Genomic DNA, 19,852 nt, shown 5'->3' on the forward strand with positions numbered 1-19,852 from the left:
CCGGACCCACCCCGCCATCCCACGGAGTACCGCTGTTGCTTGGGCTGTTGCTGTTGCCCTGGCTTCGGCAGGTGCAGGGCGCAGCCCTGCCGAATCCCATTACACTCCAGAAGGATTTCCCTGCTGGAGAGAGCAATGAAACGAGTGGTACTGGGCGTGCTGGCCCTGTCAGTGTCGAGCGCATTGATGGCGGCCACCCCGAAATTCGACGGCGCGCGGATCTCCGCCGACGTCAAGGAACTGGCCTCCGACGCCTACGAAGGGCGCTCGCCGGCCACCGCCGGCGAAGAGAAGACCATCGCCTACCTCAGCAAGCAGTTCGCCGATGCCGGCCTGCAGCCCGGCGGCGACCTCAAGGACGGCAAGCGCCTGTGGACCCAGGCCGTGCCGCTGCGCAAGGGCGACATCGTCGGCGCACCGCAGCTGGCCCTGCACCAGGGCAGCAAGACCCTGCCGCTGGAACAGGGCAAGCAGATCGCCGTGCGTGCGGCCATGAATGGCGCCAGCGACGTTGATATCAGCAAGGCGCCACTGGTGTTCCTCGGCTATGGCGTGAAGGCCCCGGAGCGCAACTGGGACGACTTCAAGGGCGTCGACCTGAAGGGCAAGATCGCCGTGGTGCTGATCAACGACCCGGACTTCGAGACCGGGCAGGGTGATTTCGACGGCAAGGGCATGACCTATTACGGCCGTTGGACCTACAAGTACGAGGAAGGCGCACGCCAGGGCGCGCTGGGCGTGCTGATCGTGCACGAGACCGCACCGGCCTCTTACGGCTGGGCTACGGTGGCCGGTTCCAACACCAACACCATGTTCGACGTGGTGCGCGACAACCCGGCCGAGAGCCATCCGCTGCTGGAAGGCTGGATCCAGCGCGACCTGGCCGTGGAGCTGTTCCGCTCGGCCGGGCAGGACTTCGATGCGCTGAAGAAGAAGGCGCAGCAGCGCGACTTCACCCCGGTGCCGCTGACCGGCGCCAGCCTGGATGCGAAGTACGCGGTGAAGACCGAAGTGATCACCTCGCACAACGTGGCCGCGCGCCTGGAAGGCAGCCGCCATCCGGACGAGACGATCATCTACAGCGCACACTGGGACCACATCGGCGTGGGCGAGCCGGATGCACGCGGCGACCGCATCTTCAACGGTGCGCTGGACAATGCCAGTGGTACCGCCTCGCTGATCGAGCTGGCGCGCGGCTTCGCCAAGGCCAAGCGCCCGCAGCGTTCGGTGCTGTTCCTGGCGGTCACCGCCGAGGAGAAGGGCCTGCTGGGCTCGGAGTACTACGCCACCCATCCGCTGTACCCGCTGGAAAAGACCGTGGCGGTGATCAACATGGACGGCATGGCGCCGTTCGGCCCGTCGCGCGATTTCGGCATCTACGGTGCGGCGCGCTTCGAGCTGCTGGACCAGCTGAAGGATGTGGCCAAGGGTTGGGACATCCGCTACACCCCGGACCCGAAGCCGGAAGCGGGCCTGTTCTTCCGTTCCGATCACTTCCCGTTCGCCAAGCGTGGCGTGCCGGCGCTGTCCTGGTCGGCTGGCCAGGACTGGGTGGACGGGGGCGTAGCCGCGGGCAAGAAGGCCTCGGAAGACTACACCGCCAAGCGCTACCACCAGCAGGGTGACGAATGGCAGCCGGACTGGGTGTTTGCCGGCGCGGCCCGCGACCTGGAAGTGCTGTACACACTGGGCGACCAGCTGGCCAACTCGCGCAGCTGGCCGAACTGGAGCAAGGACGAGTCGTTCCGCGCCGTGCGTGACGCCAGCGCCGACCAGCGCAAGTAACGGAGGGCGCCGGGTCCGCCCGGCGCCTCCCGGGTAGTGCCGGCCGCTGGCCGGCATTGCCGTCCCCGGTAGCGCCGGGCCGTCCCCGGCATTTCCGTAACGGCTTCCATCCCCGCTTTCAGGCCCTTCGTCGCAGCCCGCTTGTTTGCCCGGCGGGCCGCCCTATGCTCGGCTCACCCCCTTCCTCCAAGGCGCCGCCGTGTTCGCCAGCCTCTCCCTCATCCTTCGTCACCTGCTCGCCTGGGCTGCGGCACTGTTCGTGGCCGGCATGGTCTGGAGCGGCATTTTCAGCGGCATGAACGACGGCCCCGGCTGGGTATTCGGGCTGCTGGTGATGTTCCTGATGATCTCCGCGCTGGGCAGTGCGGTGACCCATGTGCGGCGGGTCTGGCTGGTGGCCGGCCGCCTCGATGGCGCCACCCTGTCAGGGCGCCAGCGCCGGCAGATCGAACTGCCGATGGATGCCGGCCATGCGTTCGCGGTGGTCGAGGCGGCCGTGGGCGAGTTGCCGCGGGTGGAAGAGGTGGAAAGCTCGGCAGGCAGCCTGCAGGTGCGTGCCTATGTACGCCGCGTCGATCTGTGGAACGGCCGCCAGCCGTCGCGCTGGAACCTGCCGGCGCGGCTGGCGATCAAGCGCAACAGCGTGCTGGCCACGGTCACCCCGGGCCAGGGCACCAGCACCGTCACCCTGCTGTTCGAGCCCGATGCCGGTTGGTGGGCCGACCTGCTGGCACTGGACGAGGGCAGCAACTACGAGAATGCAGAAGCGGTCACCCGCGCGATCAGCCGGCGGGTTGCCGACCAGCGCCGCGACGAGCAGGCCGCGGCTGAACAGACCCAGGTCGAGAAGGAACTGTCGGTGGCACGCTTGAACCTGCTGCATGCGCAGGTCGAACCGCATTTCCTCTACAACTCGCTGGCCAATGCCCAGGTGCTGACCCGCACCGACCCGGCGCGTGCCGAACAGATGCTCGGTCACCTGATCCAGTACCTGCGCAGTTCGCTGCCGCAAGTGGACGAATCGGTGTCCACGCTGGGCGTGGAGCTGGAACGCACCCGCGCCTATCTGGAAATCCTGCGCATCCGCATGGGGGCACGCTTGTCGGTGGAAGTGCAGGTGCCCAATGAACTGCATGGCGTGCACCTGCCGGCGATGGCGCTGCAGACGCTGGTGGAGAACGCCATCAAGCACGGTCTGGAACCGAAGCCCGGCGGTGGCACGATCTGGATCCTGGCGCGCGGCTTCGATGACCATGTCACCGTGACCGTGGCCGACGATGGCCTTGGCTTCGGCCAGGGCACCAGCGGTACCGGCATCGGCCTGAAGAACCTGCGCGAGCGCCTGCGCCTGACCTGCGGTGAGCAGGCCGGCGTGGCGATCGTCGCCAATTTCCCCAGCGGCGTCGCCGCGACCATGACCCTGCCGCAGTCGGGCAGGGAGCGCAGCCATGCCGCTTGAAGCGCTGATCGCCGAAGACGAGGAACTGCTGCGGCAATCCCTGGTGGAGCAGCTGGGCCGCCTGTGGCCGGAGCTGAGGCTGGTGGCCGAGTGCGAAGACGGCGCCACGGCGCTGGAGCAGCTGGCCGAGAAGCAGCCGGACATCGCCTTCCTCGACATCCGCATGCCCGGCATCAGTGGCATCGAAGTGGCGCGTGCGTTGTCCGAACTCAGCCCGCGTACCCAGGTGGTGTTCGTCACCGCCTACGATCAGTACGCCATCGACGCCTTCGAGCAGGGCGCGATGGATTACCTGCTGAAGCCGGTCAGCGACGAGCGGCTGCTGGCGACCCGTGAGCGCATCCTCTCGCGGCTGCCATCGACGCGACAGGACGATGCCGTGCTGGAGCGCCTGTTGCAGCGATTGGGCCCATCGCAGGCAGGCGCGGAACGTCCGCCGCTGGCCTGGATCACCGCCAGCAACGGCCGCGAGACGCAGCTGATCATGCTCGAGGACGTGGCCTACTTCCGCGCCGACAACAAGTACACCACCGTGGTCACCGCCGCTGGCGAAAGCCTGCTGCGCACGCCGTTGCGCGAGCTGCTGGAAGTGCTCGATCCACAGCATTTCCGCCAGATCCACCGCTCCACCATCGTCAACATGAAAGCGGTGGCAGCGGTGAGCCGCGACGATACCGGGCGCGGCGTGCTGCGCTTGCGCCAGCGTGCGGAAACCCTGGTGGTCAGCCAACCGTTCATGAGCCTGTTCCGCGGCATGTAACCCCACCCTGGAGGCACCATGCGCCTGTTCCTGCTTGCCTGCGTCGCTGCGCTGTCACTGGGCGGCTGCGAGAAATCCAGCACTACCTCGATCACCCGTACCCAGGCCAACGGCGTGGATACGCTGCACAGCAAGGGCACCGTGGTCGAAGGTCAAGCGCGGTTCCAGTGCATCGCCAGCCGCAGCGGCCAGTGCCACTATGTGGTGCTGGACCCGGCCTGCAGCACCGATGCGGCCTGCGCCAGGCCGCCGCTGCGCCGGTTCGCGGTGGCGGTGGGCAAGACCGAAGCGATGCGTGACCTGCCCAAGGGCTTCCGCCAGTGCGTCAGCCAGGACCCGATAGAACAATGCCACCGTGAGTGATCACGGTGGCATTGTGGGTCCCCCCGCTTTCCCGAAGGGTCAGTAGGCTGGCTGCAGCGTCAGGTCGTGGTGATGCTCGTTCTCGCCCACATGGTTGAGGCGTCCGACCAGTTCGGAGTGCTGCTTCATGCGCCCGATCTCGGTCATGATGCGGATGTCCTCATGGCGCAGCTCGCGCCTGGCGGTGACCGCCTGCTTGTAGTCCAGCACTTCCGGATAGTGTTCGGCCAGGTCCAGCGCCTCGGCCACATGCTCGACGCTGTCGGCCTTGGAACTGATGCGGGCGCGGCTGTTGAAGGCCTTCATCCAGCGCTCGAAGCCGGCCGTGCGGTCGAACATGTTGGCCATGAACCAGATCACGAACAGGATCGAGATCCACGAGCCGAACACCACGACCACGCGGGTGAAGGTGATGTGGTAATCGTCGCGCCACAGGTAGTTGGTGATCAGGCCGAGGATCAGCAGCGAGGCCGCCTGCCAGCCGACGATCGAGGCGATCAGCCACTGGCACTTGGCCTGGGCCAGCACAGCCACTTCATCGCGGATCTGCTGCTCGCTGAGGCTGCGCCAGTGCGCAACCTGTTTTTCGAACGGGCTGCTGTAGAGCTCGTTGTCGCGAAGCAGTAGTCCCAAACCCTTGAACAAAGCAATCATGGCTGGCTCCTTGTGGAACGTGCGTCGATCAGCATTGGACGGTGTGGCGGGTTCAGTTCTAGCACTTCCAGCGAGCCGTGCAATGGGCGAAATGCCAAGCGCGGTAAGGGTTTTGTCTGAATGGGTGAATGTTGCTGCATTGCAGCATCGCAGCCGCAGCCTGCGACAGGATGTCGCAGGGTGAAACGTGCTGCGGCCGCACATGAAACCGCGGCTGAGCACGCAGAGCGGCCATGGGGGCGGTGATCGCCCGGAATCGGGCCCGACCGCGCAACCCGGCGGGTGGATGCCGACCCGCGCGCGCTGCCAGCAGCGCAGGTATGCACCGTAGATCCACGCCCTGCGAGGAAGGGCGTTACCCGGCCGACCTCAACCCACGCAACAGCAACGCCAGCGCGGCCGTCGCCTGCGCCAGGCGCGCATTGCCATCCTCGCCTTCGGCGATCCAGAACGCCGCCTCGGCCAGGCTGCCGTAGATCAGCGACGCCAGCGCCTGCGCATCCACCGGCGTCACCACGCCCTGTGCGATCAACTGTTCGATCAGGCGCTGCATCGACTGCACGCAGTGCTGCTGCGATTCCGGCGAGGCGTCCCCCAGCACTGCACGCGCATCACGCAGCACAAGGCGCTGGATCTCCGGTTCCAGCGCCATCTGCAGGTAGGCGCGGCAGCGCTGCACGAAGCCGTCCCAAGCGTCGTCGGCACGCTCGCTGATCGCCTGCAGGCGCAGGTCGGTCTCGGCGTCGAGCTGGGCGACCACCGCCGCCAGCAAGCCCTTCTTGTCGCCGAAGTGGTGGTACAGCGCGCCACGGGTCAGCCCGGCCTGCGCGGTCAGGTCATCCATCGAGGTGGCGGCATAGCCGTGCTCGCTGAACACACGGCGGGCGGTGGCCAGCAGGCTGGCGCGGGTTTCTTCCATCTCGGCGCGGGTGCGGCGGACCATCCAGAGCTCCTTACATACGCAGTGCATGATTATTTACATACGGCGCGTATGAATGTAGCCTCTTATTCATACGCTCTGTATGTATTGTCGTGGCGTCCCGTGCGCCAGGCAAGTCGCCGCTCTGGAGATCCTGATGGCCACCCCTTATCGCGACCTGTTCGCTGCGCCCGGCACGGCCGGGCTTGCCCTGGCCGGGTTGCTGGCCCGCCTGCCGCTGCCGATGACCGGCATCGGCATCATCACCCTGCTGTCGCAGCTGCGCGGCAGCTATGCGCTGGCCGGTGCGGTGTCGGCCACCTTCGTGCTGACCTACGCGTTGCTGTCGCCGCAGGTGTCGCGCTGGGTCGACCGGTACGGCCAGGCGCGGGTGCTGCCGTGGGCCGCCGCGGCCAGCGCGACCGGCCTGCTGTTGCTGCTGGCCTGCACCGTGATGGCGGCGCCGGACGCGATGCTGTTCGGTGCGGCGATGCTGGCCGGCTGCATGCCCAGCGTGTCGGCGATGGTGCGCGCGCGCTGGACCGCGATCCATCGCGGCCGCCCGGCGTTGCAGACCGCGTACTCGCTGGAGACGGTATTCGATGAGGTCACCTTCATTGCCGGGCCACCGTTGTCGGTGGGGCTGTCGGTGGCGGTGTGGCCGCAGGCCGGGGTCCTGGCGGCGGCCCTGCTGCTGGTGGTGGGCGTGGCTGCACTGGTGCTGCAACGGGGTACCGAGCCGCCGCCGCAGCCCCACGAAGAAGCCGCGTTGCCTTCGCGCTCGCTGCTGCGGCACGCGGAGATCCGCCTGCTGGCATTGCTGATGCTGGCAATGGGCATGATCGTCGGCACCGTCGACATCACCAGCGTGGCGTTCGCCGAGCAGCGCGGGCAGCCGCTGGCAGCGAGCGCGGTACTGTCGGCCTATGCCCTGGGCAGCTGCGCCGCCGGCCTGCTGTTCGGTGCGCTGAAGCTGCAGGTGCCGATGTCGCGCCTGTTGCTGCTGGGTGCGGCGGCGACCGCCCTGACCACGGTGCCGCTGCCATGGGCCGGCACGCTGCCGGCGCTGGCGGCGGCAGTGCTGCTGGCCGGTCTGTTCTTCGCGCCCACCATGATCGTGGCGATGTCGCTGGTCGAACAGCGCGTGCCCGCATCGCGGCTTACCGAAGGCATGACCTGGCTGCTGGCCGGATTGAACATCGGCGTTGCGCTGGGCGCGGCGCTGTCCGGGTACAGCGTCGATGCCGGTGGCGTGCGCAGCGGCTTCGTGGTCGCGCTGGTGGCGGGCGGCGCGGTGCTGACGGTCGCGCTGCTTGCCTGGCGTGCGCTGCGCAGGCCTGTTCCCTCTCTCTGCGCTGAAGGAAGCATCCCGTGAGTGCTGCTTCGCCTGCGCATGCCGCGCCCCGTGTCCGCCATCCGTGGTGGGCCGTCTCTGCGATCGGACTGGCCACGTTCTCGGTGGTCACCACCGAGATGCTGCCGGTCGGCCTGCTGACCCCGATCGCCGAGGCGCTCGGCGCGTCCACCGGTACCGCCGGCCTGATGATCTCGCTGCCGGCCCTGCTGGCGGCGCTGTTCGCACCGCTGGTGGTGATCGCTGCCGGGGGCATCGATCGTCGCCGCATCCTGTGTGCACTGCTCGGCCTGCTGACAGTGGCCAACATCGCCTCCGCGCTGGCGCCCGGCATCGGCTGGCTGCTGGCCGCGCGCGTACTGGTCGGGTTCTGCATGGGCGGCATCTGGGCCATCGCCGGCGGCCTGGCGGCACGCCTGGTGCCCACGCACCGCATCGGCCTGGCCACCTCGATCATCTTCGGCGGCGTGGCCGCGGCGTCGGTGCTGGGCGTGCCGCTCGGTGCACTGATCGGCGACGCGCTGGGTTGGCGTTGTGCGTTCGCGGCGATGGCACTGTTCAGTGCGGCGGTGATGCTGCTGCAGCTGCGGGTGGTTCCCGCGCTGCCGGTTGCCAGCTCGGTGCGGCCGAAGCAGTTCGTGCAGCACCTCGGCCATCGCGGCCTGCGCCAGGGCCTGTGGCTGACCCTGCTGCTGGTGGCCGGGCACTTCATCGCCTTCACCTACGTGCGTCCGTTGTTGACGGCCGTATCGGGTGTGGATGCGTCGTGGATTGGCGGACTGCTGTTTGCCTATGGCCTGGCCGGCATCGTCGGCAACTTCGTTGCCGGGCCACTGGCCGCACGCCATCCGCGCGGCACGCTGCTGGCGATCGCCTCGGGCCTGCTGCTGACGCCGCTGCTGTTGCTGTGGATCGGCGGTACGCCGGCCGGAGGCATCGCGGTGCTGCTGCTGTGGGGGCTGGCCTACGGCGGTGTCTCGGTCGGCCTGATGAGCTGGATGATGAAAGCGGTGCCGCATGGCCTGGAAATCGCCACCGCGTTGTATGTCGGTGCGTTCAACATCGGGATTGCAGCCGGGGCGTGGGGCGGTGGCAGGCTGCTGGACAGCATCGGGCTGCACGCCAATCTGTGGGTCGCGGCGGCGTTGGCTGCGAGCGCTCTGCTGATGGTTGCCACCACCCGCAGGTAGAGCCACACCATGCGTGGATTCCTGCCCCGTGCCGACCAGGGTCGGCACCCACCAGAGCAAGGCCGGAAAATGAAACGGGCGCCCTGCGGCGCCCGTTCCGGTTACATCACCACACCTTGACCCGCTTGTCCGGGGCCAGGTACAGCTTCTGGCCTTCCTTCACTTCGAACGCCGGGTACCAGGCGTCGATGTTGCGCACGGTCAGTGCGCGGAACTGGCCCGGTGCGTGCACGTCGGTCAGCAGCGAGTTGCGCAGCGCCTGCTCGCGGCTCTTGCTGCGCCACGCCTGGGCGAAGCCGAGGAAGAAGCGCTGGTCCGGGCTGAAGCCTTCCAGGGTCTGGCCCGGCTTGCCCTGCAGTGACAGCTGGTAGGCGTCGTAGGCCGTGCCCAGGCCGGCCACGTCGGCGATGTTCTCGCCCAGGGTCAGCTTGCCATTCACGTGCACGCCCGGGAACGGTTCGTAGCTGCTGAACTGCGCGGCCAGCGCGTCACCGGCGGCATTGAACTGCTTGAGGTCTTCGGCGGTCCACCAGTTGTGCAGCTTGCCGGTTTCATCGAACAGCGCGCCGGCGTTGTCGAAGCCATGGCTGATCTCGTGGCCGATCACCGCGCCGATCGCACCGTAGTTCACCGCGTCGTCGGCGGCCCCGTCGAAGAACGGCGGCTGCAGGATGGCGGCCGGGAACACCAGGCGGTTTTCCAGCGGCACGTTCATCGCGTTGATGGTCTGCGGCAGCATCGCCCACTCGCTGTGGTCGACCGCCTTGCCCAGCTTGGCGATGTTGCGCTGGTACTCGAACAGCTCGGCGCGCTGTGCATTGCCCAGCGCATCATCGCGGCGAATCTCCAGCCCGGTGTAGTCGCGCCACTTCTCCGGATAGCCCATGCCCACGGTCAGGCCGGCGACCTTGGCCTTGGCATGTGCCTTGGTCTGCGGCGACATCCACGACAGTGCGTCGATGCGCTTGGCGAAGGCGGCGATGATGTTCTTGGCCATCTCGTCCGCACGTTCCTTGGTCTTGGCATCGAAGTGCTTTTCGACGTAGCGCTTGCCGATGGCTTCGCCGACCGCATGGTTGGCGTCATCCACCGCACGCTTCCAGCGGTCGCTCTGCTGCGGCGTGCCGCTCAGCGCGGTGCCATGGAAAGCGAAGCGGGCGTCGGCGAACTTCTTCGGCAGATAGGCGGCGGCGCGGTCCAGCGCGTGGAAGGCGAGGTAGTCCTTCCAGGCGTCCAGCGGTTCGGTGGCCACCAGCTTTGACAGGCCGGCGACGGCCTTGGGCTGCCACACGATGAAGTCCTGCTGGTTGCCGAGTGCCGCCGCATCGAGGAAGGCGCTCCAGTCCATGCCCGGGGCCTTGGCGTTGAAGTCGGCCTGGGTCCAGGGGTTGGCGCCCTTGGTCACGTCGTTGGTTTCTTCCTGCGTGGCATGCGCCTGCGCGATCTTGGTCTCCAGCGCGAGGATGCGCTGCGCCTTGCCGGCCGGGTCGGCGGCGCCGGCCAGCTGCAGCATCTGCGCGATGTAGGCCTGGTACTGCTTGCGCAGCTCGGCCATGCGGCCGCCGCCCAGGTAGAAGTCACGGTCGGGCATGCCCAGGCCGCCCTGCACCAGATAGGGGGCGGTGCGGTCCGGCTGCAGCATGTCCACCGACACCCACAGGCCGAACAGGCGGTCGGTATAGAAGTTGGTGGCGTTGAGCAGGTCGACGTCGGCGCGCATGTCGCCGCCCAGCGCGCGCGCCAACCCGGCCTTGTCGGCGATCGCATCGATGGCCTTCAGCTGCGGCTGCACTGGCGCGATGCCGTGCTGCTCGATGCCGGCCTCGTCCATGTAGGCGGCGTAGTAATCGCCGATCAGCTTGTCATCGCCGCTGGCCTGGGCGTTGCCGGCCGCGCCTTCGAGAATGGCGCGGGTGTCGGCCAGGGTCTTCTCGGCGATCACATTGAAGCTGCCGAAGCGCGAACGGTCGGCCGGAATCTCGGTGTTTTTCACCCAGGTGCCGTTGGCGAAGCCGAAGAAATCGTCGCCGGCGGCGATGCTGCGGTCCATGCCGCTGGCATCGAAGCCGAAGCTGCCCAGCATCGGCTTGGCGGCAGCGGGCGCGGCATCGGCCGGCGCGGCGGTGCCGGCGGCCGGATCGGCCGGGCGGTCGCAGGCGGCCAGGGACAGGCTGGCCATGATGGCCAGTGCCAGGGTGGGGCGGCGCAGCTTGGACATGGAGTTCTCTTGCAGCGGAAAACTCCAAGTCTAATCCGCCCGGGCCCGCCTGGCCGACCCGTTGTGCCGCTTGTCCTGTGCAGGATCTGGCTGAACGCGCCGAAGCGATCTTCACGCCGTAACCGGGGTGGTGCATGCTGGTGCCAGGAGCCCTGCGTGGTCACGGGGAGGTGGCCATGCGGGGTCGGGTCAGGCGTCAAGAATGGCGTCCGCCGGCCGTTGAGGTCGGGGACGTGGAGGATTCGTTCGCGCATGAAGCCAGCCGACTGCACAAGGAAGATCGACCGATGCCGGCGCTGAAACGGGCGTTGGCCCGGCCGCTGCGCGCCATCACCTGGGGCGGCGTGCTGCTGGGTGTACTGCTGGTGACGGGCCTGGCCACCATGCTGGTCAACGACCACCAGCGCCGGCTGGAGGCCGCGCAGCGCCAGAGCCGCGCGCTGGCGGTGGGCAGTGAACGCCTGCTGGCGCTGGAGCTGCGCAACCTGGAGCGGGCGATGTCGGGCATTGCCGCCGATGCCGGCGAGCTGTTCCGCAGCGTGCCGGTGCAGGCACCGGCGTTGCTGGACGCTGCCATCGGCGGCGTGCTGAGGCGCCATGCCGAACTGCACAGCATCGTCGTGCTCGACAGTTACGGCCGAGCACTGACCGCCGGCCAGGGCGACCTGCAGCTGCCGCTGTGGACCGACCCGCAGCGACGCGGGCAGGGCAGTGCGCTGTACATCGGGCCGCCGTTGCGGGTCGGCGATGGCAGCTGGGTGGTGCCGCTGGCACTGCCGATGGCCGGTGATCGCTGGTTGTTGGCGCGGCTGCGCTGTGCCGAACTGCAACGCATTGCCGGTGGCCTGGATGTCGGCCCCAATGGCCTGGTCTCGATCAGCGATGCCGAGGGCTACATGCTGGCCCGCGTGCCGGATCCGCATGGCACGGTGGGGCGCCGCTACAACCTGCCGCGCCGCGACCTGCTCGGTACCCAGGCCGTGGTCGAACTGGGCAGCCTGGCCGGCGCGGTCGATGGCGTGCCGCGCATCACCACCATCAGCACGCTCGACCGCAGCCCGCTGGCGGTACAGATTGGATTGGCGGACGAAGACGTACTGGCGCCATGGTGGCCCTACCTGCAGGCGTCGATCGCCATCGTGCTGGCCTACATCGCGGTGCTGCTGGTGCTGCTGTACGCGGTGCGTCGCACTACCCGCCGCCAGCAATCGATGGCCGAGGAACTGAAGGCCGGTCATGCCGAACTGCGCCTGGCCCACCAGGTCGGGCGCGTCTGCACGTGGTACGTGGACGAGGACGCCGCACTGCTGCGCTGGTCGCCGCTGGCGCGCGAGATCTTCGGCGTGCAGACCGATGCCCTGCCGGTCGCCGACTTCTTCGCGCGCGTGCATCGCGATGATGCCGCGCGCCTGCAGCAGGCCTTCGACCAGGCGTTCGCCGGTGGCGCCGTGCTCGACCAGGTGTTCCGCCTGGTACTGCCCGGTGGCGAGGTGCGCTGGGTCGGCGCGCGCGGGCAGCGGGTGGAAGTGGACGATAGCGAACGGCGCATGATCGGTGCGCTGACCGACCTGAGCGAGCGCTACCAGGCGCGCGAACAGATGAGCGAAGTGGAACGCCGCTTCCGCCTGTTGTTCGACCGCAACCCGGCGCCGTTCTGGGTGTTCGACCCGGACACACTGCGCTTCATCGAGGTCAACGACGCCGCGGTGCGCCAGTACGGCTACAGCCGCGAGGAATTCCTGGCGATGAGCATCCTCGACATCCGCCCGCGCGAAGGCTGGGACGAGGTGAAGGGGGCGATTGCCAAGGCCCGCGTGGGCGAACTGCAGGACGCCACCGTGCGCCTGCACCGGCGCAAGGACGGCAGTGTGTTCGAAGTGCGCGCGCACCTGTCCAAGCTCGATTTCGATGGCCAGCCGGCGTGCCTGGTGCTGGCCGAGGATGTCAGCGAACGGCTGGCCTATGAGCGCGATCTGGCTTACCAGGCGCGGCACAACCCGGCCACTGGCCTGCTCAACGTGCGTGCGTTGACCGGGCAGCTGGACGAGCAGCAGGAGGGCTACACCATCGCCTTCGTGCAGCTGCGCGGCCTGCAGCTGGTGGCCGATACGCTGGGGCGCGAGATCGGCGATGCGGTGCTGCAGTCGATGGCGACCCGCCTCGGTGGGCTGGGCGCGCGCTGCGGCACGCTGGCATTCCAGCCGGCGGAGGACTTCGTGTTCGCCATCGGTACCGGCCACGATACCCAGCGCGTGCTGGATGATCTGCTGCAGATCGTGTCGGCGCCGATGCGGGGCAAGGATTCGCTGCACCAGTTCGAGCCGCGGGTGGGCGTGGCGGTGCATGTGCCGGGTGACGGCCACTCCGCCGAGCAGGTCATCGGCATGGCCGCGCAGGCCGCCCACGCAGCGCGTGCGGAAGGCAACGTGGTGGTGTGGTTCGATGCGGCGGTGACCACGCGGCTGGCCGACCGCCTGCGCCTGGCCGGGCGCATCCATGCCGCTATCGACAACGAATTCCAGCTGTACTTCCAGCCGATCCGGCATGCCGGCGATGGCAGCCCGGCCGCGCTGGAGGCCCTGCTGCGCTGGCCGCAGGCCGATGGCAGCTTCATTCCGCCCAACGAGTTCATCCAGCTGTGCGAGGAGACCGGCCTGATCCTGGCGCTGGGCCGCTGGGTGATCCGCGCGGCGGCGAAGGCGCAGCGCCGGCTGGTCGAGGCCGGCTGGGGCGAGTTGCCGATCGCGGTGAATGTCTCGGCGGTGCAGTTCTTCAACAGTGACCTGGTGGCCGAGTTCACCCGCGCCCAGCAGGAGTTCGGGCTGGCCCGCGGCGCGCTGCACGTTGAGCTGACCGAGAGCAGCCTGATGCGCAAGCCGGCGCAGGCGATGCAGACCATGCAGCGCCTGCACGAGGAAGGCATCAGCGTGTCGCTGGATGACTTCGGCACCGGTTACTCCAGCATGTCCTACCTGCAGCACCTGCCGCTGGACATCCTGAAGATCGACCGCAGCTTCGTGGCGGACGTGGAAACCAACCCGCGCAATGCGTCGATCTGCCGCGCGCTGCTGTCACTGGGCCACAGCATGGGCTTGACCATCATCGCCGAAGGCGTGGAGACGCCGGGGCAGCTGGACTGGCTGGCCGCACACGGCTGCGACCAGGTGCAGGGCTACCTGCTGGGTCGGCCGGCGCCGCTGGAGCAGATCATCGATGCGCTGGATGAAGTGGCGGCCTGAGCGGGTTTCGTATCTGCCGGCCAGCGGCCGGCAAACGCCAGACTCGGCTACACCCCGGCCTCCACCAGGTGGTCGATGAAGCTGCGCACCTTCGGTGCCAGATGGCTGCGGCTGGTATAGACCGCGAAAATGCCGATCGGCGAGGCCTCCCACTCCGGCAGCACGCGCACCAGGCGGCCATCGGCCAGCGCGTCTTCCAGCAGGAAATCCGGCTGCAGGATCACGCCCATGCCGGCGATCGCCGCTTCGCGCAGCACATCGCCGTTGTTGGCGTGCAGCAGGCTGCTCACCGCCACCTTCACTTCGCCGCCGGGCCCCTGCAGCGGCCAGTTGTTGCCGGCGGCCCAGTAGCTGTAGCTCAGGCACGCGTGTGCCGCCAGGTCCTGCGGGGTCTGCGGCGTGCCACGCGCCGCCAGGTACGAGGGCGCGGCGCACAGGCTCACCCGCGATTGGCCGAGGCGGCGCGCGATCAGCGTCGGGCCGGGCTCGCGGGTGATGCGGATGGCCACGTCGTAGCCTTCCTCGACCATGTCCACCAGCCGGTCGGACAGGGCCAGGTCCAGCTCCACCTGCGGGAAGCGCTCACGGTAGCTGGCCAACAAGGGGCCGAGGCGGGCGATGCCCCAGCTGACCGGTGCGTTGATGCGCAGCGTGCCGGAGGGCTCCAGCGCCTGCGCGCCGATGCTGGCCTCCAGCGCGTCGAACTCGGCCAGCAGGCGCACGCACTGGGCGTAATAGGCCGCACCGGCACTGGTCGGGCTGACCCGGCGCGTGGTGCGGTGGAGCAGGCGGGTGGACAGGCGTTTTTCCAGCGCGGCGACCTGGCGGGTGACCCCGGCCGTGGACAGGTCCAGCGCCTGCGCGGCGGCGCTGAAGCCGTTGCGCTCGACCACGGCCACGAACACGCGCATCGCCTCGAGGGTGTCCATTGTTGCGCCTTTTGAAATAAATACGGTCAAACGATCGTATTTATCGGCCCGTGAAGGCGCAATAACCTGTGTCCACTCCCTTCAAGGTGCTTTGCCATGCACACCCCCACTGCTTCTGTTTCGCCGCTGGCCCCGTACGGCGCCACCCTGCTGCGCCTGGCCCTGGGCGTGCTGTTCCTGGTCCACGCACTGACCAAGCTGCTGGTATTCACTCCGGCCGGTACGGCGGCGTTCTTCGAGTCGCTGGGCCTGCCCGGCGTGCTCGGCTATCTCACCATCACCGTCGAGCTGGTGATCACCGCCGCGCTGCTGCTGGGCATCTACGCACGCTGGGTCGGCCTGATCGGCGTGCCGCTGCTGCTGGGCACCATCGTCACCGTGCACGGCGCCAACGGCTTCGGTTTCGCCAATGCCGGCGGCGGCTGGGAATACCCGGCGTTCTGGGCGCTGGCGCTGGTGGTGCTGTTCCTGGTCGGCGATGGCAAGTGGACCCTGCGCTCGCGCTGATCGCCGCCTGACCCTGCAACTGGAGAATTCCATGTCCCGCCTGCCTTCGTTGTACATCTCGCATGGTTCGCCGATGACCGCCCTGCATCCGGGCCAGGTCGGCGTGCGCCTGGCCGAGCTGGCGCAGGACCTGCCGACGCCGCGCGCCATCGTGATGGCCTCGGCGCACTGGCTGGGCCGGCAGTCGCTGGTCGGTGCGCATCCGCAGCCGCCTACGATCCACGACTTCGGTGGTTTCCCGCGCGCGTTGTTTGAACTGCAGTACCCGGCGCCGGGTGATCCGGCGCTGGCCGAAGAGGTGGCCGGCCGCATCGCCGCTGCCGGGCTGCCGGTGGCCCTCGACCCGCAGCGCGGCCTCGATCACGGCGCGTGGGTGCCGCTGCGCTTGCTGCGCCCGCAGGCCGATATCCCGGTGGTGCCGGTGTCGATCCAGCCGCTGCTCGGCCCCGAGCACCAGTTCGCGCTGGGCCGCGCGCTGGCGCCGCTGCGCGAGCAGGGCGTGCTGCTGGTCGGCTCGGGCAGCATCACCCACAACCTGCACGACTGGGGCGACTACCAGGACGGCAAGGAAGCGCCGTACGTGCGGCCTTTCATCGAGTGGGTCGAGCAGCGCCTGGCCGCCGATGATCGCCAAGCCCTGTTCGACTACCGCCGGCAGGCGCCGTTCGCCGAACGCGCGCACCCGACCGACGAGCACCTGTTGCCGCTGTTCTTCGCGATGGGCGCGGCAGGCGAGGGCGGCTTCGGTGCCCAGCGCATCGATGCCGGTATCGATGCCGGATTCCTGGCCATGGACCTGTACCGCTTCGACGGGGCATGAGCCGGGGCTGACGCGCGGCGCCGCCGTTGGTCGCGGCCGCGGCGGCGTGTGGTAGTTTTTCCCGGGTTTCCGGCGCTGGCTCCCGAGCCTCCCCGCGCGCCGCTTCCTGGAAGAAGCATGCATACCATCGAAGTCGTTCTGGCGATGCTGGTGGCCGTTGTCGCCAGCGGCTACCTGGTTCGCGTCCTGCCGTTCTCGTTGCCGCTGCCACTGGTGCAGATCGGCCTGGGCGCGGTGATCGCCGGGGTGTTCAACCGCGGCCACGCGCTGGAGCCGGAAGTGTTCTTCCTGCTGTTCCTGCCGCCGCTGCTGTTCCTCGATGGTTGGCGCATTCCCAAGCAGGGCCTGTTCCGCGACAAGGGCGCGATCCTCGAACTGGCGTTCGGCCTGGTGGTGTTCACCGTCATCGGCGCCGGGTTCCTGATCCACTGGCTGATCCCGGTGATGCCGCTGGCGGTGTGCTTCGCGCTGGCGGCGATCGTGTCGCCCACCGATCCGGTGGCGGTCGGTGCGATCGCCTCCAAGGCGCCGATTCCCAAGCGCCTGATGCACATCCTGGAAGGCGAGTCGCTGCTCAACGATGCGTCCGGCCTGGTCTGCTTCCGCTTCGCGGTGGCGGCGGTGATGACCGGCACCTTCTCGCTGGCCACTGCTTCGCTGACCTTCGTGTGGGTGGCGGTGGCCGGCCTGGCGGTGGGCGTGGCGGTCACCCTGGGCGTCTCCACCTTCCAGCGCTGGCTGTGGCGCCGTTTCGGCGAGGAGCCAGGCGCGGCGATGCTGGTCAACCTGCTGATCCCCTTCGCCGCCTACCTGCTGGCCGAAGAGATCCATGCGTCGGGCATCCTCGCCGCGGTCGCCGCCGGTATCGCGATGAGCTACGTGGAGCTGACCGGCCGCGTCTCCGGCAGCATGCGCGTGCAGCGTGCCGGGGTCTGGAACATGCTGCAGTTCAGCTTCAACGGCATCATGTTCGTGCTGCTGGGCGAGCAGCTGCCGGGCATCGTCGAGCGCGCCACCACCACCATGAACGAGAGCGGCCACCAGAGTGCGTGGTGGCTGCTGGTGTACGTGGTGGTGATCAACCTGGCGCTGATCACGCTGCGCCTGCTGTGGGTGTGGCTGTCGCTGCGCTGGAACCTGCTGCGCGCACGCCGCCGTGGCCTGGAGCGGGGCGAGGCGCCGAACTGGCGCATCGTGGTCGCGACCTCGGTGGCCGGCGTGCGCGGTGCGATCACCCTGGCCGGTGTGCTGACCCTGCCGCTGTTCCTGCCCGATGGCAGCGCGTTCCCGGCCCGCGACCTGGTGATCTTCCTGGCCGCGTCGGTGATCCTGTTCTCGCTGCTCGGCGCCAGCATCGCGCTGCCGCAGCTGTTGAAGGGCCTGCAGCTGCCGGCCGATTCGGGCGAACGCAAGGAAGAGGATCTGGCGCGCCGGTTGTCGTCGAAAGCGGCGCTGGCCGGGGTCGAACGCATGCGCCAGCAGATGGTGATGAACCAGAACACCGAGAACGTGCAGCTGTACAACGACGCCGCCTCGCGGGTGAGCCTGCTGTACCAGCGGCACCTGGAAAAGGACACCGACGGGCCCGACGTGGACCCGGACAAGGTGCGGCGCATGGAACTGGGCTACCGCCAGCTGCGCAGCGCCGGCCTCAATGCCGAGCGCGAGGAACTGTTCCGGCTGACCCGGCGCGGGGTGATCTCCGACGAGATCTCACGGCGCCTGATCCGCAACCTGGACCTGCTGGAATCGCGCAAGCGCGAATGACCGTGTACCTCGGGTGGGTGCGGACCTTGGTCCGCACACCTTTCAGTCTTATTCCGGCTTCGTTTCCAGGAAATATGCCTCGACCTTGCCCTTGACCTTGATGGTCATCGGGTTGCCGCGGCGGTCGCGGGCCTTGCCGGCCTGCACGCGGATCCAGCCTTCGCTGACCGAGTACTCCTCGACGTTGTCGCGCTCGACGTCGTTGAAACGCACGCCGACGCCGCGCTCCAGCGCCTGCGCATCATGGAAGGGGCTGGCCGGATTGATCGCCAGGTGGTCGGGAGGGGTATCGCTCATCGCTTCATTCACAGTGACGGCCACCAAGGCCGGCTTCAGCGGCACAGGATAAACCGTAGAATGCCGGCCTGCCCCAGAGGACGTTCCGCCATGCCCGACAACAGCGACTATTTCGACTTCGAGGAAGACGCCCACGATTTCGATGAGGACGATTTTGAGGCGCGGGTCTGGAACCTGCTGGTGCTGATCAACCCGGGCGATGAGGAGCTGGCGCTGCAGCAGTTCAACCGCTGGCGCGAGCACCTGGCCGAGGAAGGCCAGCCGCTGGAAGCGGACAGCGACTGGCTGCCGGCGCTGTTCACGGCCATCGCCTGGCAGTCCGGCTTCGAGGTCGAGCGGGACGATCTGGAATCGCTGCAGTCGGCAGTGAGCGAGCTGTCGGCGCGCTTCAACCTGCAGCTGGACTGGGGCGGCGACCTGGACGATGAAGACTTCGCCGAGGGCCTGGACGGCGTGCAGCTGATGTCCACCGCCTTCGACCGCCTGCGCGAGCACAACTACACGCTGTGGAGCGTGGATGCCGGCAGCGACGGCTTCAGCGGCGTGATGGCGCTGACCCGTGACGATGACGCGATGCTGGCGCTGTGCTCGCTGCTGAACGTGGAAATCCGGCTGGGCAGCGACCCGTTCTGAGCGGGGAAGGTGGGTGCGGAGCCCGCCTGTGGGTGGATGCCAACCTTGGTTGGCATGCCCTGTGCCTGATGTGCGGACCAAGGTCCGCACCCACCACAGCAAGTGGTAGCCACCAACGCAGCCTACGGCCGGTACTGCGCCCTGGCGTTGGCGATCACTGCCTTGACCAGCTCGCGGTCGGCATGCCGGGAAATGGCCCGTGCACCGAGCGCGATCGCCTGTGCGCGCAGCTCGGCGGTGACATCGTAGTGGGCGCCGCTGGCCTTGTTCTGGAAGGCCCGCGGCGGAATGCCGAGCTGCGCCGCCATCGCGTGCAGCTCGGCCAGGGTGTCGGCCATCAGGTGCGCCCAGCGCTGACCGCGCCAGGGATGCACCGCGTCATCGACGTAGACCGTCACCGCCGCGGCCGGTTCAGGCCTGCGGCTTGCTGTCGCTGTCAGCGGCCGGGGTCGCTTCGGCAGCGGCTTCTTCGGTCACCTCGCCCTCGACGGCTGCCTCTTCCTCGCCCTCGGCGGCTTCGACGCCTTCGAACTCGGCAACCAGCGTGGCCAGGTACTCGTCAGCAGTCTGGCCGGACTCTTCGGCCAGGGTGTCCAGCAGCTTCTGCAGCAGCTCGGAGTATTCCAGGCTGACCTTGCGGCCTTCCTTCTCCTGCACGTTGGCCAGGTGCTTGAGCATGGCCAGCATCGGCACCGGGTTCTCGGCGTTGCCCATGGTCTGGCCGCCGATGGCCAGCAGCCACTCGCGGCCCTGCAGGCCGATGGCGGCGACCACCTGGCCGTCTTCGCTGGTCAGCACGGCGTGGTTCTGCACCTGCTGCTGGGCGTTCAGGCGGAGGAACGGGCGCTTGCCCTGCTGCTTCTTGCGCTTGTCGCGCTTGGCCTTGGAGTTCTGGGACATGAGGTGGGGTCACCTGGATACGGAAAGACCGCCATTGTAGCGGGTGCGCCGGGTGATG

General features: G+C 68.3%; 18 protein-coding genes. 11 read left to right on the plus strand and 7 right to left on the minus strand.

Going from position 1 to position 19,852, the window contains the following annotated elements; all coding sequences use genetic code 11:
• Nucleotides 1–135: 135 nt before the first annotated feature.
• From N440_RS00005 to N440_RS00020, 4 genes are all read left to right on the plus strand, one after another.
• Nucleotides 136–1,785 carry a M28 family metallopeptidase gene (locus N440_RS00005; RefSeq protein ID WP_133933677.1) on the plus strand — a complete coding sequence of 550 codons (1,650 nt, stop codon included), beginning with the start codon at nt 136–138 and terminating at the stop codon, nt 1,783–1,785.
• Nucleotides 1,786–1,984: 199 nt separating this feature from the next.
• Nucleotides 1,985–3,244, plus strand: coding sequence for a histidine kinase (locus N440_RS00010; RefSeq protein ID WP_133933678.1), 1,260 nt, complete (start codon nt 1,985–1,987; stop codon nt 3,242–3,244).
• The gene (locus tag N440_RS00015; protein WP_133933679.1) at nt 3,234–4,004 is read left to right on the plus strand and encodes a LytTR family DNA-binding domain-containing protein; all 771 of its coding nucleotides are present in this window, start codon (nt 3,234–3,236) and stop codon (nt 4,002–4,004) included. The genes N440_RS00010 and N440_RS00015 overlap by 11 nt, the downstream gene beginning before the upstream one ends.
• Nucleotides 4,005–4,022: 18 nt before the next feature.
• Nucleotides 4,023–4,367 (plus strand): hypothetical protein, encoded by a 345-nt coding sequence (locus N440_RS00020; protein WP_133933680.1) that lies wholly within the window; start codon nt 4,023–4,025, stop codon nt 4,365–4,367.
• 39 nt (nt 4,368–4,406) lie between these two features.
• On the opposite strand, the gene N440_RS00025 is transcribed toward N440_RS00020, so the two are convergent.
• Nucleotides 4,407–5,021: a hypothetical protein gene (locus tag N440_RS00025; RefSeq protein WP_004153965.1), complete on the minus strand. Its 615-nt coding sequence runs from the start codon at nt 5,019–5,021 to the stop codon at nt 4,407–4,409.
• 355 nt (nt 5,022–5,376) lie between these two features.
• Entirely contained in the window at nt 5,377–5,964 is a 588-nt protein-coding gene (locus N440_RS00030) for a TetR family transcriptional regulator (protein ID WP_133933681.1), read from the minus strand.
• 133 nt (nt 5,965–6,097) lie between these two features.
• Here N440_RS00030 and N440_RS00035 point away from each other — a divergent pair, with 133 nt between their 5' ends.
• The gene (locus tag N440_RS00035) at nt 6,098–7,315 is read left to right on the plus strand and encodes an MFS transporter (protein ID WP_133933682.1); all 1,218 of its coding nucleotides are present in this window, start codon (nt 6,098–6,100) and stop codon (nt 7,313–7,315) included.
• Nucleotides 7,312–8,484: an MFS transporter gene (locus tag N440_RS00040; RefSeq protein WP_133933683.1), complete on the plus strand. Its 1,173-nt coding sequence runs from the start codon at nt 7,312–7,314 to the stop codon at nt 8,482–8,484. The genes N440_RS00035 and N440_RS00040 overlap by 4 nt, the downstream gene beginning before the upstream one ends.
• Nucleotides 8,485–8,590: 106 nt before the next feature.
• On the opposite strand, the gene N440_RS00045 is transcribed toward N440_RS00040, so the two are convergent.
• Nucleotides 8,591–10,702: a M13 family metallopeptidase gene (locus N440_RS00045; protein ID WP_133933684.1), complete on the minus strand. Its 2,112-nt coding sequence runs from the start codon at nt 10,700–10,702 to the stop codon at nt 8,591–8,593.
• Nucleotides 10,703–10,878: 176 nt separating this feature from the next.
• Between N440_RS00045 and N440_RS00050 the strand changes: the two genes are divergently transcribed.
• Entirely contained in the window at nt 10,879–13,941 is a 3,063-nt protein-coding gene (locus N440_RS00050) for an EAL domain-containing protein (protein ID WP_133933685.1), read from the plus strand.
• Between the two features lie 47 nt (nt 13,942–13,988).
• On the opposite strand, the gene N440_RS00055 is transcribed toward N440_RS00050, so the two are convergent.
• A complete protein-coding gene (locus N440_RS00055) occupies nt 13,989–14,870 on the minus strand; it encodes a LysR family transcriptional regulator (protein WP_133933686.1) in 882 nt (293 codons plus the stop codon).
• 96 nt (nt 14,871–14,966) lie between these two features.
• Here N440_RS00055 and N440_RS00060 point away from each other — a divergent pair, with 96 nt between their 5' ends.
• The 3 genes from N440_RS00060 (at nt 14,967) to N440_RS00070 (ending at nt 17,964) form a co-directional block, all read left to right on the plus strand.
• Nucleotides 14,967–15,377: a DoxX family protein gene (locus N440_RS00060; protein WP_133933687.1), complete on the plus strand. Its 411-nt coding sequence runs from the start codon at nt 14,967–14,969 to the stop codon at nt 15,375–15,377.
• Between the two features lie 31 nt (nt 15,378–15,408).
• Complete coding sequence (locus tag N440_RS00065) at nt 15,409–16,197, plus strand: class III extradiol ring-cleavage dioxygenase (protein WP_133933688.1); 789 nt, start codon at nt 15,409–15,411, stop codon at nt 16,195–16,197.
• Between the two features lie 117 nt (nt 16,198–16,314).
• The gene (locus N440_RS00070; RefSeq protein ID WP_049456359.1) at nt 16,315–17,964 is read left to right on the plus strand and encodes a Na+/H+ antiporter; all 1,650 of its coding nucleotides are present in this window, start codon (nt 16,315–16,317) and stop codon (nt 17,962–17,964) included.
• A gap of 48 nt (nt 17,965–18,012) precedes the next feature.
• On the opposite strand, the gene N440_RS00075 is transcribed toward N440_RS00070, so the two are convergent.
• Nucleotides 18,013–18,261 carry a DUF3297 family protein gene (locus tag N440_RS00075; RefSeq protein ID WP_012509930.1) on the minus strand — a complete coding sequence of 83 codons (249 nt, stop codon included), beginning with the start codon at nt 18,259–18,261 and terminating at the stop codon, nt 18,013–18,015.
• A 90-nt stretch (nt 18,262–18,351) separates the two neighbouring features.
• Here N440_RS00075 and N440_RS00080 point away from each other — a divergent pair, with 90 nt between their 5' ends.
• Entirely contained in the window at nt 18,352–18,894 is a 543-nt protein-coding gene (locus tag N440_RS00080) for a hypothetical protein (RefSeq protein ID WP_133933689.1), read from the plus strand.
• Between the two features lie 122 nt (nt 18,895–19,016).
• Here N440_RS00080 and N440_RS00085 read toward each other — a convergent pair whose 3' ends face one another.
• Complete coding sequence (locus tag N440_RS00085) at nt 19,017–19,292, minus strand: DUF4031 domain-containing protein (RefSeq protein ID WP_004153991.1); 276 nt, start codon at nt 19,290–19,292, stop codon at nt 19,017–19,019.
• Nucleotides 19,293–19,305: 13 nt separating this feature from the next.
• The gene (locus N440_RS00090; RefSeq protein WP_133933690.1) at nt 19,306–19,794 is read right to left on the minus strand and encodes a hypothetical protein; all 489 of its coding nucleotides are present in this window, start codon (nt 19,792–19,794) and stop codon (nt 19,306–19,308) included.
• Nucleotides 19,795–19,852 lie beyond the last annotated feature (58 nt).

The organism is Stenotrophomonas sp. CC22-02, from assembly GCF_004365115.1.
GTDB classification, from domain to species: domain Bacteria; phylum Pseudomonadota; class Gammaproteobacteria; order Xanthomonadales; family Xanthomonadaceae; genus Stenotrophomonas; species Stenotrophomonas forensis.